11 protein-coding genes are annotated in these 12,511 nt (G+C 61.8%); 5 read left to right on the top strand and 6 right to left on the bottom strand.

Annotated elements, in window-relative coordinates; genetic code table 11:
* Positions 1 to 9: 9 nt before the first annotated feature.
* Genes Q0367_RS11680 through Q0367_RS11670 form a run of 3 tightly spaced genes read right to left on the bottom strand, consistent with a single transcriptional unit; the run spans position 10 to position 2,769 of the window.
* Positions 10 to 999, bottom strand: coding sequence for a zinc-binding alcohol dehydrogenase (locus Q0367_RS11680; RefSeq protein WP_298982402.1), 990 nt, complete (start codon positions 997 to 999; stop codon positions 10 to 12).
* Between the two features lie 4 nt (positions 1,000 to 1,003).
* The gene (gene ribA, locus Q0367_RS11675; protein ID WP_298982400.1) at positions 1,004 to 2,392 is read right to left on the bottom strand and encodes a GTP cyclohydrolase II; all 1,389 of its coding nucleotides are present in this window, start codon (positions 2,390 to 2,392) and stop codon (positions 1,004 to 1,006) included.
* Positions 2,389 to 2,769 carry a nucleotide pyrophosphohydrolase gene (locus Q0367_RS11670; RefSeq protein ID WP_298982398.1) on the bottom strand — a complete coding sequence of 127 codons (381 nt, stop codon included), beginning with the start codon at positions 2,767 to 2,769 and terminating at the stop codon, positions 2,389 to 2,391. The genes ribA and Q0367_RS11670 overlap by 4 nt, the downstream gene beginning before the upstream one ends.
* Before the next feature lie 429 nt (positions 2,770 to 3,198).
* Between Q0367_RS11670 and Q0367_RS11665 the strand changes: the two genes are divergently transcribed.
* Positions 3,199 to 4,302, top strand: a complete 1,104-nt coding sequence (locus Q0367_RS11665) for a Gfo/Idh/MocA family protein (RefSeq protein WP_298982396.1) — start codon at positions 3,199 to 3,201, stop codon at positions 4,300 to 4,302.
* Complete coding sequence (locus Q0367_RS11660; RefSeq protein ID WP_298982394.1) at positions 4,289 to 5,296, top strand: Gfo/Idh/MocA family protein; 1,008 nt, start codon at positions 4,289 to 4,291, stop codon at positions 5,294 to 5,296. Before Q0367_RS11665 ends, Q0367_RS11660 begins: the two co-directional genes overlap by 14 nt.
* 63 nt (positions 5,297 to 5,359) lie before the next feature.
* Here the strand turns inward: Q0367_RS11660 and aceK are convergent, their stop codons facing one another.
* Positions 5,360 to 7,150, bottom strand: coding sequence for a bifunctional isocitrate dehydrogenase kinase/phosphatase (aceK, locus tag Q0367_RS11655; RefSeq protein WP_298982392.1), 1,791 nt, complete (start codon positions 7,148 to 7,150; stop codon positions 5,360 to 5,362).
* A gap of 45 nt (positions 7,151 to 7,195) precedes the next feature.
* Positions 7,196 to 7,369 (bottom strand): hypothetical protein, encoded by a 174-nt coding sequence (locus Q0367_RS11650; protein WP_297641254.1) that lies wholly within the window; start codon positions 7,367 to 7,369, stop codon positions 7,196 to 7,198.
* Positions 7,370 to 7,549: 180 nt separating this feature from the next.
* Here Q0367_RS11650 and Q0367_RS11645 point away from each other — a divergent pair, with 180 nt between their 5' ends.
* The 3 genes from Q0367_RS11645 (at position 7,550) to lysA (ending at position 11,295) form a co-directional block, all read left to right on the top strand.
* Entirely contained in the window at positions 7,550 to 8,740 is a 1,191-nt protein-coding gene (locus tag Q0367_RS11645; protein WP_297641256.1) for a threonine synthase, read from the top strand.
* A 315-nt stretch (positions 8,741 to 9,055) separates the two neighbouring features.
* Positions 9,056 to 9,949 carry a DMT family transporter gene (locus tag Q0367_RS11640; protein ID WP_297641257.1) on the top strand — a complete coding sequence of 298 codons (894 nt, stop codon included), beginning with the start codon at positions 9,056 to 9,058 and terminating at the stop codon, positions 9,947 to 9,949.
* Positions 9,946 to 11,295 carry a diaminopimelate decarboxylase gene (gene lysA / locus Q0367_RS11635; RefSeq protein ID WP_298982389.1) on the top strand — a complete coding sequence of 450 codons (1,350 nt, stop codon included), beginning with the start codon at positions 9,946 to 9,948 and terminating at the stop codon, positions 11,293 to 11,295. The genes Q0367_RS11640 and lysA overlap by 4 nt, the downstream gene beginning before the upstream one ends.
* Before the next feature lie 48 nt (positions 11,296 to 11,343).
* Here the strand turns inward: lysA and Q0367_RS11630 are convergent, their stop codons facing one another.
* Entirely contained in the window at positions 11,344 to 11,673 is a 330-nt protein-coding gene (locus tag Q0367_RS11630) for a hypothetical protein (protein WP_297641261.1), read from the bottom strand.
* Between the last annotated feature and the right edge of the window lie 838 nt (positions 11,674 to 12,511).

The raw sequence follows: 12,511 nt of genomic DNA, 5'->3' as shown, positions 1-12,511 counted from the left end.
CGCTGCTCCTTATCCATATTCAAATAGCACCTGCAACGTGCGTTCAGGCTCCTGTTCGAGCAGGCGGTAGGCTGTAGGCGCTTCTTCCACAGGCAGGCGATGAGTGATCAGTCGCTCGATCTCTACGGCGCGCAACATCGCCCAGGCAAGGTCAATGCGCCGTTTTTTATTCCATCGTCCCGACCAACGCGGGTCGATGGTGCTGACCTGGCTGGCGAGCAGACGGATGCGGCTGCGGTGGAACGCCCCGCCCAGGTCGAGCGGCGCCTGCTTGACGCCGTACCAGGAGCCGATCACGATGCGGCCGGCGAAGCCGGTCAGCGCCAGCGCAGTGTTGAGCGCAATGGGTGAGCCGCTCACTTCGTAAACGAGATCATAGCCTGACCGCTCGGTCAGTTCCTCAGGGGCGAGGGCAGCGTGCGCGCCCAGCGCCGTCGCCAGGCCGCGTCGCTGTGGCAGCGGGTCGACGGCGAGCAGTCTCTCCAGCGGGAAACGCGCCAGCAGGGCAATGGTCAACAGCCCAACGACTCCTAACCCAATGACCGCCACGCGTTCGCCGATCCCTGGCTGCCCATCCATCACCAGGTTCACGGCGGTCTCCATGTTGGGCAACAGCGCAGCCCGATGGGGCGTGAGATCGTCAGGCACGGGAAGGATCTGCGCCGTCGACGCTACGAAATGGCTGGCGTGGGGATGAAAGGCGAAGACGGTGCATCCTAGCCAGCCTCTGTCCTGTTCCTCCCCGGCCTCAATGACGCGACCGACGCAGGCGTAACCGTAGCGCAACGGATAGCGCACGGCGCCGTTGAGCGCAGGAATGGCGCTGTCCACCTCCATATTGGCGGGAACCTCTCCGCGCAAAAAGAGCAGCTCGGTGCCGGCGCTGATGGCGGAGACTAGAGTCTGCACCAGCAGCTCTCCTGGCTGGGGCTGGGGAATTGGCTCAGCCCGAACAACCACCTTGCCTGGCGCTGTAAAAATCACGCTTCTGCGCACCATTGAGCTAAGCTGCTTCGCCCCCTGCGTTGGAAGTCGGCGTCCAGGTGGGTTCGCCCCAGACGATAAGGTCGTCGCCCGCCTGCGTATAGGCTACATAGGCCAGGCGGGGGAGTGCGCCGTTAGCGCTGGCGTGAAAGGCATGCACCCCGCCGATCCAGCGCGGCGCCAGCGTGACTACGGCGTAATGCGCAAGGTGCGCAGCGACGAAACTCTCCAGCACCTGCGCGCCCCCTTCCACCATCACGCTGCGCACCCCCCGCGTTTGCATGGCCTCCAGTGCAGCCAGCAGGCTTACGCGGCCCGCTGCGTCGGCGGGCAAGAGGACGATTTCAGCGCCTCGTTCGGAGAGTCTGCGTCGTGCATCTTCTTCGCTGCGTTCTGTCGTAAAAATCCACGGCTTGCGCGGATGGTCGAACAGTCGCGCCGTCGGCGGCGTGCGCAGCACGCTGTCGAGCACGACCGGTTGGGGATCGCGACCTGCGACCAGGCGCACGGTCAGACGCGGGTCGTCGGCCAGGACCGTGCCGACGCCGACGAGGATGGCGTCATGGGCTGCGCGCAGAGCATGGGTCAGGGTCATCGAAGCGGCGCCGCTCAACGCCAGAGGCGCCCCCGGTGCGGCGGCCAGGCTGCCGTCCAGGCTCTGGGCGTACGCGAAGGTGACATGGGGCGTTTGGGTGTGGGCGAAATGGCGCGCCATGCGCTCTTGGAGGATGGTGACGCGTATATGCAAGTCTACCGTCAGCGGGACGCTGACCGATGGAGAAGGCGTCGACGGCAACTGCAGCAGGTGACGCATCCGCGCCACCTTTGCGCGCAGATAGGCTGCATTTTCGGCATGAAGGGTCGGCTGCAAGGGCACGCGCTCATTGATCCGGATATTGTAGCTTCGCAACGCTTCGATTTTGGCGGGGTTGTTGGTGAGCAGGCGCACGCTCCGCACGCCGAGATCTTGTAAGATGTCGGCGGCGGCCCAGTAGTCGCGTTCGTCGGCCTGATGACCAAGCAAAAGATTGGCTTCGACGGTGTCATAGCCTTTGTCTTGCAGATTATAGGCGCGCAATTTATCGACAAGGCCGATGCCGCGGCCTTCCTGGCGCAGATAGACGATGACCCCGCGTTCTCTCTCGGCGATGCGCTGCATGGCCATGTGGAGCTGTTCACCGCAGTCGCAGCGCAGCGAGCCGAAGGTGTCGCCGGTCATGCATTCGGAGTGAACGCGCACCAGCACATCGTCGCAGCCATTGACTTCTCCCATCACCAGGGCGAGGTGTTCTTTCCCATCGCGTTTGTCCGTGTAGTCATAGAGAAAGAATGTGCCATAGGCGGTGGGAATCCGCGCCTGAGTATTGCGCACCAGCTGCGGCGTAGAACCTGATAGTGAGAGACTCACATGTTGTGCTCCTTGCTTCCTCCGCTGCTGCGACTCAGTGTACCTTGAACTGCCTTCGCCGGAAAGCGGGTTTGATTACGATCCATCTTACGAAAGATTGCATCGCTGACATCAATGTCGGCGCTGTTGGCGAAGCTGAGCGAGTAGATGAGGAGGTCGGCCAGTTCTTCGGCGATGGCGGCGCGCGCCGTTTCGTCTTGCACGAGCGCAATGCTTTCTTCGACGGTCAGCCACTGGAAATGCTCCATCAGCTCCGCCGTCTCGATGGCGATGCTCATGGCCAGATTTTTCGGCGTATGGAAGCGCTGCCAGTCGCGCTCCTCGACAAAGCGTTGCACAAGCTGGCGCAAGGTTGCGACGGTGACTTCTGCGTCCATGGTTTTCCTCTCAATTATGGTCGGTTGATGAGCGGGTGGATGCTTTTTGCATCATTATCGCAATCGCATCTTTTCCTTAAAAATGACGCCGGCGATGCCAACACGCCCGCCGGTGGGAAATCCGGCGCCTGCTCATAGCTGCGCTCGCTCGAATCATCCAAAAATTTATGGTCTATTGAGAATGTGCGGCTGGGAGCCGCACCTACGACGCTCCCTTCCTCCCCCTCTCCCAGGATTGGGAGAGGGGGCCAGGGGGTGAGGGCCTGCCCCTACGAGCCGCACTCCTGTTATTCTTTGCGCGTGCAGCGGTTGCACTCAGAAGAAGCCTGATGAAAAGGAGGCAAAGTTTGCATCGCATCCCTTTCTATTGCATACTAAAAGGGTTTACTTTTCCTTCCTTTCTGGTTCACAACGACAAGTGGAGAGTGTATGAGCAAGCCATTGAAGGTTGCTATCATTGGCGCGGGCGGAATTGCGCGCACGCACGTGCCCGGCTGGCAGGCCTCGCCCTATACGGAGCTGGTGGCCGCCGCCGATCCAAATCCAGAGGCGCTTTCAGAGTTCGGACGTCGCTTCGGCGTCGAGCGACTCTACCCGGACGCCGGCGAGATTTTCGCCGATCCATCGATCGACATCGTCGACATCTGCACGCCCAACCGACTGCATGCGCCGCTCGTGCTGGCTGCCCTGGAAGCAGGCAAGCATGTGCTCTGCGAGAAGCCGCTGGCGCCGACGCCAGAAGAAATTCGCTCCATGATCGCCGCCCGCGATCGGGCGGGCAAGCTGTTGATGACCGCTCAGCATTTCCGCTTCAAGGCCAGCTCTCAGGCCATGAAGCGCGAGATCGAAGCTGGCGCGCTCGGCGACATATACCACGCACGCGCCTGGATGCTGCGCCGCAATGGCCTGATCGCCACGCCCACCTTTATCCGGCGCGAGCTGAGCGGCGGCGGCCCCGGCATCGACATCGGCGTGCACATCCTCGACCTCACGCTGTGGCTGATGGGCAACCCGCGGCCGGTCTCGGTCAGCGGCGTCTCGCGCACGGCGCTGGCGACCCACGACGGCGCCTGGGCGGTGTGGCAGGATACGCCCATCCCCAAGGACTTCGACGTGGAGGATTTCGCCGCCGCCTTTGTGCGTTTTGAAAATGGCGCCTCGCTGATCCTGGAGGTGAGCTGGCTGCTGCATCACGACACCGAAAACGAGGATATGCAGCTCTGGCTCTACGGCACCGAGGGTGGCTGCCACTGGCCCAAATGCGAAATCTATCAGACCAACTACGCGACGCGCCAGTTGTACAACCGTAGCCTGCGCCTGACCAAAGATAGCATGGAGCCGCACGCCGCCGAATGCGTCGCCTTCGCCAAGGCGGTGTACGAAGGGTTGCCCTCGCCTGTGCCGGCGGAGCAGTCGCTGCAGGTGATCACGATCCTGGACGGCATCTATCGTAGCCAGAAAGAAGGGCGCGAAATTCTGCTCGATTCGCTCGCGCCGATTGTTCCGATCGAGGTGATGCGTGCCGCCGCTTGACCTGGCGCTGGTCGGCGCCGCTCACATTCACACGCCGAATTTTATTCGGCGCCTTCTGGCGCGCAACGACGTGCGCGTGAAATCTGTTTGGGACCACGACGCCCATCGCGCAGCCCGCTACGCCGCCGAACTGGGCGCTGCAACGGTCGCCGAGCTGGCTGCAATTTGGGAGGATGAATCGATCCAGGGGGTCATCATCTGCTCCGAGACCAACCGCCACGAGCCGTTGGTGATGGAAGCGGCGGCGGCGAAGAAGCATCTCTTCGTCGAAAAGCCGCTGGGCATGGGCCGCGACGACGCCGCGCGCATGGCCGAGGCCATCGAGGCTGCCGGTGTGATCTTCCAGACCGGCTATTTTATGCGCGGTCAGCCGGTGCATCAGTTCATTCGCGAGCAGATCCGCCTGGGCCATTTCGGCAAAATCACGCGTGTGCGCCACTCCAACTGTCATAGCGGCTCGCTGGGACGCTGGTTCGACAGCGAGTGGCTCTGGATGACCGACCTGGCGCAGGCCGGCGTGGGCGCCTTCGGCGACCTGGGGACGCACTCGCTCGATATCTTGATGTGGATGCTCGGCGACGTGGCGCGCGTGACGGCGGTGATCGATACGGCGGTGGGCAACTATGGCGAGACCGACGAGTTCGGTGAAGGGCTGCTGGTCTTCGAGAACGGCGTCGTCGGCACGCTGGCCGCCGGCTGGGTGGACGTGCAAAACCCGGTCACCCTGCTCGTGAGCGGGACGGAGGGGCACGCCTACGTCTGTGAGGGAAAACTTTTCTTCAAAAGCAGCCACGTCGAAGGCGCCGACGGCCAGACGCCCTGGAGCGAGCTGCCGGAGGCGTGGCCGCACGCGTTCGACCTCTTCCTGGACGCCGTCGTCGGCGGCTCGACCGGGCCTCTGGTCACGCCGCAGGAAGCCGCCGCCCGCAGCGCCGTCATGGAAGCGATGTACCGGGCCGCCCGCGAAAGACGGTGGGTGCAAATCGAGGACTAAGCTCAGGGCGCCGGCGATTGGGGATCGCTTTATAAAACCGCTCGATCCCCAATCGTCCTTTTCTCACTCTTCTCCCCTCGCCCCTCTCCGAAACCGCTTCTCCGGGTCGTACGGGAAAAAATCGATCACTTCGCCGCTGCGCACGCGCTCCTGCAACTGTTGCCAGAATTCCACGGTGAAGAGCTGGCCGTGGTGCTCCTCCATCACCTTGCGCAACGGCGGCGGAAACCAGAGAAACTTGCGGAATTCCTCCGGAAAGATGTCGTTTTCGGCGACGGGAAACCAGGGCTGATCTGCAATTTCATCATCGTAATCGCGCGATTCGGGCAGCTTGCGGAAGTTGCAGTCGGTGAGCAGGCAGAGCTCATCGTAGTCGTAAAAAACAACGCGGCCATGCCGCGTCACGCCGAAATTCTTGATGAAGAGATCGCCCGGGAAGATGTTGGCCGTCGCCAGATCGATGATGGCGTGACCATAGTCGATCACGGCGGCTTTGGCGCGCTCGAAGCTCATTTCCTTGATGTAAAGATCAAGCGGGTAGAGGCGGCGTTCCGTGTACAGATGCTTGATGATGACCTCGTCGTCGGTGATCGTCACCGTTTTGGCGGCGGTCTCCTGTAGCTCTTTGAGCAACGCCGGAGAAAAGCGGTCGCGGCTGAAGGTCAGCCCTTCGAATTCCTGCGCATCCACCATGCGGCCGACGCGGTCATGCTGAAAGACCATCCGGTACCGCTCCATCACCTGCTGACGCGTCGTAGTCTTGGGGTACGCAAATTGATCTTTGATCACTTTGAAAACCATGTCGTAGGAAGGCAGGGTGAAGACGGTCATCACCATGCCCTTGGAGCCGCGCGCGATCTCGAATTGATCGTTGGAGTTGTTGAGGTGACGGTAGAGGGCGCGGTAGCGCTCGGTCTTGCCGTGCTTGTGATAGCCGATGGCAATGTACAGCTCGGCGATCGGTTTGAGCGGCAGAATGCTCTTCAGAAAACCGACCAGGTCGCCCGGGATTTCGGCGTCGACGTGAAAATAGGCGCGCGTGAAGCTGAAGACGACGCTGGCCTCCTCCTCGGAAAAGAGCGCCGTGTCGACATAAATTCCTCGCTCCTCATGCAGCAACGGCAAAATGATCGGGATGACGCGGTTGCGTTTGCGCACGCGGCCAACCAGATAGGCGGCTTTATTGCGATAAAAGACCGACTTGACCATCTCGACGACGTCGAAGTCCGGCGCGTCCCAGTGGGCGCGTAGGGCGCGCTCCATGGCGCGCGCCACGCGGCGCGCATCGCCTTCCAGGTCTTCGTAGGGCGCGGCGAAGCGATAGTCGCAGAGAATCGCCTTGATCATCGCCTCGAGCGAGCCGACCTGCGTGTAGACGCGCATGATCGGCGTCTCGCCGGTGGGCAGCGTGGTGGCGCCGAACCAGACGAACTCCAGCGCCGGGTCGACGCCCACGGTGTTCAGCACGCGTCGCGTCACCGAGTTGTAGAAGGTCTCGGCCAGCTCGACGTCCTTGCGCTGGTTGATCTGACGGGCGTAGGCGTCTTTGATGGCGATCCAAACGGAACGACTGTTGACCTGCTCGCCGAGCATCGTGCGCAGGCCGTGGACCAGGCGCCGGATGATCTGCTCGCGCAGCTCCAGCCGTTCGATCGAGTCATTCTGCCATTTCGTCCACTCGCGGCGCTCGAAGCGCTCCTGGGCGCGATGCGTGATGGCTTTGAAGGCCGTGTGATAGTCTTCAAATGCGCTGTGAATGGCGGAAGCAGCGTGGTGCGCCAGGCTACGCTTAAAAGGCTCGGCTGGCAGAAGGGATGGCCTTTCAGGGATTGCGAAGATGGTCTCTCTCTGCATTTCTGTCCTTCTGCTTTCCATGCAATTACGCGCCGAGGCATCGACTCAGCAACGCCGCCAGCGCGCGCTCCAAATTGGCGAAAGAATAATAGAGGTGTTGAAACATTCATGCCCCATCCCTTCGAGCACGCTCACCCACTTCTCCACCTCCAACGATACGCCGTCTTTGCCGGCGAAGCGGGTGGAGACAAAGCCGATGCGGACTCTGGAGTTGCCCATAGGCAAAAGCGTTTCCTTTCTATCCAATCCGGCAGATAGGCAGGATTTTACCATGAAAGCGCGCCGCGCCCTATCGGAGGGATTGCGGAGGAACGATTTGCCGGGGAGCGCCGTCTCGCAATATACTGACGTCCTGCAGGTGAGAATCAACCCTGAGCAATCCTAGCGGAGGCGCAATTCATGGCTCGAACGCTATCCACCTTGACCCATCTTGAGTGCAGCATGTGCGGCAAAATCTACGATCCCGGCCGCCTGCTCAATCTCTGCCATGCATGTGGAAAGCCTTTGCTGGCGCGTTATGACCTGGGCAAGGCTGCGCTCTCCATGACGAAAGCATCGCTGCGCAAGCGGGAGGCAAGCCTCTGGCGCTACGAAGAGGTGCTGCCGGTGCAGAACGACTGGGCCATGCTCCGGCTGGGCGAAGGGTGGACGCCGCTGCATCACGCCCGGCGCCTCGGTGAGGCTATCGGCTGCCCCAACACCTATATCAAGGACGAAGGATTGAACGTCACCGCCTCCTTCAAAGCCCGCGGCCTGGCGATGGCCGTCAGCCGGGCGTATGAGTTGGGCGCGCGGGAGCTGGCCATTCCCAGTGCGGGCAACGCCGCCTGCGCCATGAGCGCTTACGCCGCCGCCGTCGGCCTGCCGGCGCACGTCTTCATGCCCAAAGATGCACCGACGCTCTTTCAGGTCGAGTGTCGCGAGTTGGGCGCCAACGTCACGCTCGTCGATGGGTTGATCAACGACTGCGGCGTCAAAGTGCGCGAGGGCGTAGCCGCCCACGGATGGTTCGACGTGAGCACCCTCAAGGAACCCTATCGCGTCGAAGGCAAGAAGACGATGGGCTACGAACTGGCCGAACAGATGGACTGGGAGCTGCCCGACGTCATCATCTACCCGACCGGCGGCGGCACCGGCATGGTCGGCATGTGGAAAGCCTTCGACGAGATGGAGAAGATGGGGTTGATCGGCTCGCAACGCCCGCGCATGGTCACGGTGCAGAGCAGCGGCTGCGCGCCGATCGTGCGCGCGTTCGAGCAGGGGGCAGAGCACGCTGAACTTTGGCAAGGCGCCAAAACCATCGCCGACGGCCTGCGCGTGCCGGTCGCCATCGGCGACTTTTTGATCTTGCGCGCCATTCGGGAGAGCGGCGGCGTCGCCGTCACCGTCACCGACGAGGAGATGCTGCGCTACGCGCGCGTCATGGGCTCGCAGAGCGGCGTCTTTCCCGCTCCGGAAGGCGCCGCCACCCTGGCGGCCCAGATTCATCTGCTCGAACAAGGCTGGATTCGACCCGACGAGCGCGTGGTGCTTTTCAACACCGGCAGCGGTCTCAAGTATGCCCATCTGTGGGCGGACATGGTAGAATAGGAAAAAATGGGAAAAGTAGCCGTGAATTGTGAGGGGCGCGCGTTCTGTACTCCGTGTTTCGTGTTTCGTGTGTGTAATCTATCCTTCACGCACCACGAAACACGCACCACGAAACACGCACCACGAAACACGCACCAGGAATACACAAATTCCGGCTGCATCTGGCATAGAAGGAGGCATCACAGCATCATGGCTCGCAGGAAGTTGACGCGCAACGAAAAGATTTTTTATGCGGTGAGTCTGCTGATCATCTTCAGCATGGTCTTCAGCATCTTTGCATCCCTGATTACAACACCCTTCTAAAGGTTCGTCAGTTTGAGCCCCCAGTCGAACCCTCCGACCGGCGACGTCGTCTCCCGCAGCGGTCTGTTGCTGGTGGGCGTCGCTGTTTTCTTTTTCAGCACAAGCCCCGTGTTGGTGCGCTGGGCCGCAGAGAGCCTGACCGCCTATGAAATCGCGGCGGGCAGGCTTCTGTTGGCGGGCTGCATGGTGTTGGGCGTGGCGCTTTTGCGCCATGAGGCGCGGCCCTCCCCGTACGCCTGGCCGATGTTGATCGTCGTCGGCCTGGTGGCCGCCCTTCACTTCGGCGCGTACATTGCTTCGCTGGAATTCACGACCATCGCCCACAGCCTGGCCATCGTCTACACCGCCCCCATCTTTTCGGCGCTGCTCTCGTGGTGGATCCTTGGGGAGGCGTTGCGGCCGCATCAGTGGCTCGGCGTCGTGATCGCCGTCATCGGGGTGGCGATCATGGCCGGTTTTGAGCCGCAGTTCGATACGCGCATGTTGATTGGCGACGCTCTAGCCCTGGTGAGCGCCATCACCTTCGCCATCTACAGCATCGCCGGACGACGTCAGCGTCAACGCATGTCGTTGTTGATGTACGCCGGCGCCGTCTATCTGCTCGGGGGGGTCTGGCTCACGCCGCTGGCCGCGCTTAATTTTTCCAACGGGGGCTATACGTTGCCCGCAGTGCTCAGCGTTGTGGCGCTGGCGGCGTTGCCGCTCGGCCTGGGACACACGCTATATAACGCTGCGCTGCGCCGCATGCGCGCCACCACCGTCAATCTCGTCGCCACGCAGGAGGTCACCGGCGGCGTGTTGCTCGGCGCGCTGCTGCTCGGCGAAATTCCCAGCCTGCTGACGCTGGCGGGCATCGCCGTCACGCTGTGCGGCATCATTCTGGTTCTGTATGAAAGGCAGCCATGAGCGAAAACGCTTCGGTGGTGCAACGCCGCCTCGAATTGCTTCCCATCACCGCGGCATATCAGCCTAGCGCAGAAGGGAGCGCAGGCTCGGAGCTGACCATCGGCGGTTGTTGCGTGCGGGCGCTGGCGGAGCAGTTTGGCACGCCCCTGTACTGTTTCGACGCCGCCACGCTCGACGCCGCCGCCGAGCAATATCGCACGGCGTTGCGCCGTTGGTATCCGGCTGAGTCCGCCGTGACCTACGCGGGCAAGGCGTATCTGTCGCGTGCGATCGTGCAGTGGGCGCAGCGCCATGACTTTTGGCTCGATTGCACCGGCGCCGGCGAAATCGGGATTGCCGTGGCCGCCGGCGCGCCGCGCCAACGCATCCTGGTGCATGGCGTGAACAAAAGCGAGGAAGACCTCGACGCCGCCGTTGCGCACGCAGGCGTCATCGTCGTCGACAACCTGACGGAGCTGCAACGGCTCGCCCTGCGCCTGCGCAACGCCGAAGACCAACCGACGCTGTGGCTGCGCGTGCGCCCCGGCGTGGCCGTGGAGACGCACGCCTATCGCCAGACAGGCCAGGAAGACAGCAAATTCGGCATGTCGCCCCAGGAAGCGCTGCAGGCGGCGCAGTATTGCCAGGAGCAAAATCTCTTGCTCCGCGGGCTGCATTTTCATCAAGGGTCGCAGTTCCGCGATCCCTCTCCCATCGGTCTGGCGTTAGAGACCGTGCTCGACCTCGCCGCAACGCTGAGCGCAATGGGCTGGCGGATGGAGGCGCTTTCTCCAGGTGGCGGCTGGGGCATGGCGTATCATGAAGACGAGCTGCCACACCCGGAGATTGAAACTTACGTGCGCTTTGTGAGCCAGGCTGTGGTGGAAGGATGTCGTCGCCGCGACCTGTCATTGCCGAAGTTGCATCTGGAGCCGGGGCGAAGCCTGGTGGCGCGCGCCGGCGTCGCCGTCTACAGCGTTGGCGCCGTCAAACAGACCGCCTCCCGGCGCTGGCTTTTCATCGACGGCGGCATGGCCGACAACCCGCGACCCGCGCTCTACGGCGCGCGCTACAGCGCTCTACCGGTGAGCGATCCGGAGCGACCCTCTAGCGGGCCGGCATGGATTGCCGGGCCCTATTGTGAAAGCGGCGACGTGTTGATCGAGGCGTTGCCGATGCCCGCGGTGGCTGCAGGCGAATTGCTCGTTGTGCCGATGAGCGGCGCCTATCATCTGGCGATGCAGAGCAACTACAACGGCGCCAGGCGACCGGCGGTGATCTGGTTGGAAAGGGGGAACGTCACCTTGATCCAGCGTCGTGAAACGCTGGCGGATCTGCTGGCGCGCGATGCTGATTTGAATCGGTGACTCCAGCGCCAGCCCCTCTATTTCTGGCTCCACTGCACGAGCAGGAGCCTACGTTGAAGCGCGCTTCTTGCCTTTTTCCTCGTTGGTTCTGCGCCGAGTTGGTGGTCGGTCGTCGAGCATGCGCAGCAACTCGCACACGACGTCGTCGATGCGCCGTTTGTAGCGCAACATATCGCGACGACACTCCACTTCGGCCGGCGTCTCCGGTTTGAACGCCCGCAGCATCTCCTCCAACTCCGTGTCCACCTTCAGGCGGCTACGATTCACCGGGTTGCCGCGCAAAAACTCGCGCAATTCATGGGCAACCGTCGTATCGTAGTGCGTCAGGTCGTTGTGGAGGTCAACCAAACGGTCGGAGGCGATGGCGGGCATTGGCATGGACCTCAACGTATCCCAGGCTCTGTTTAGTTTGCGTCGATACACAGATCTGTCCAAGTCGTACTACGTTTCGGCGAAAGATTCAGATGTGGGAAGCTCAAACGGGCGTTCACGAAGCAGCTTTGTTGACGGGATGCACAATCCCTGTGCGATGTCTTCGATTATAAAGCCGTCCCGCAAACTGCCAAAAAATGACGCGCCGTTTTTTTCTGATAGGGGTTGTGCAGGCGGATGAGATTTTCTCGTAGATGTACGATCTTCCCGGTCGGCTAGATGGGAACTGAACAAATGATTCTAACGACCCGTAGGCGCTGCTCGTAGCTGCCCTTTCCGGATTCTCCCAAAATCTTCCGCTTCATTCGAGAACGTGCGGATGGAGAGCCGCAGCTACCCTCCCTCGCCGCCGGCGATTTGCTCAATCCGGTCGAACGATGGCCAGGCTCAACTGCGTAACTTCTATTCTGATTGCGCCCAAAGAGGCTTGAGAATGTGGGGTGAGCGAGAAAGCGAGGGTTGTGACAAATCAACGCTGTCTATCTGAGAGGTGAGATTGTGCAGCCATGTGACGAATGCTCCTGTAAGCCGAGCGATTGAGGGGGCATTTGATGAAAAGGCGCTCGACGTCCACAGAATAAATTATCTGACCGACACCGGTTGGTCTCCCGGCGAAGACCAACCGGTGATCTGATTCAGAAGAAGAGGTTTACATCAGAGCATCCTTGGAGAAGCCGTTGGCCCAAATGCCGCCCTTGTTGCCGCCGTTGGCCCAGATGCCGCCCTTGTTGCCGCCGTTGGCCCAGATGCCGCCCTTGTTGCCGCCGTTGGCCCAGATGCCGCC

It is taken from the genome of uncultured Caldilinea sp., assembly GCF_937128415.1.
Taxonomy (GTDB): domain Bacteria; phylum Chloroflexota; class Anaerolineae; order Caldilineales; family Caldilineaceae; genus Caldilinea.
The sequence above is the reverse complement of the archived record's forward strand: the minus strand, read 5'-3'. Positions and strand labels throughout refer to the sequence as shown.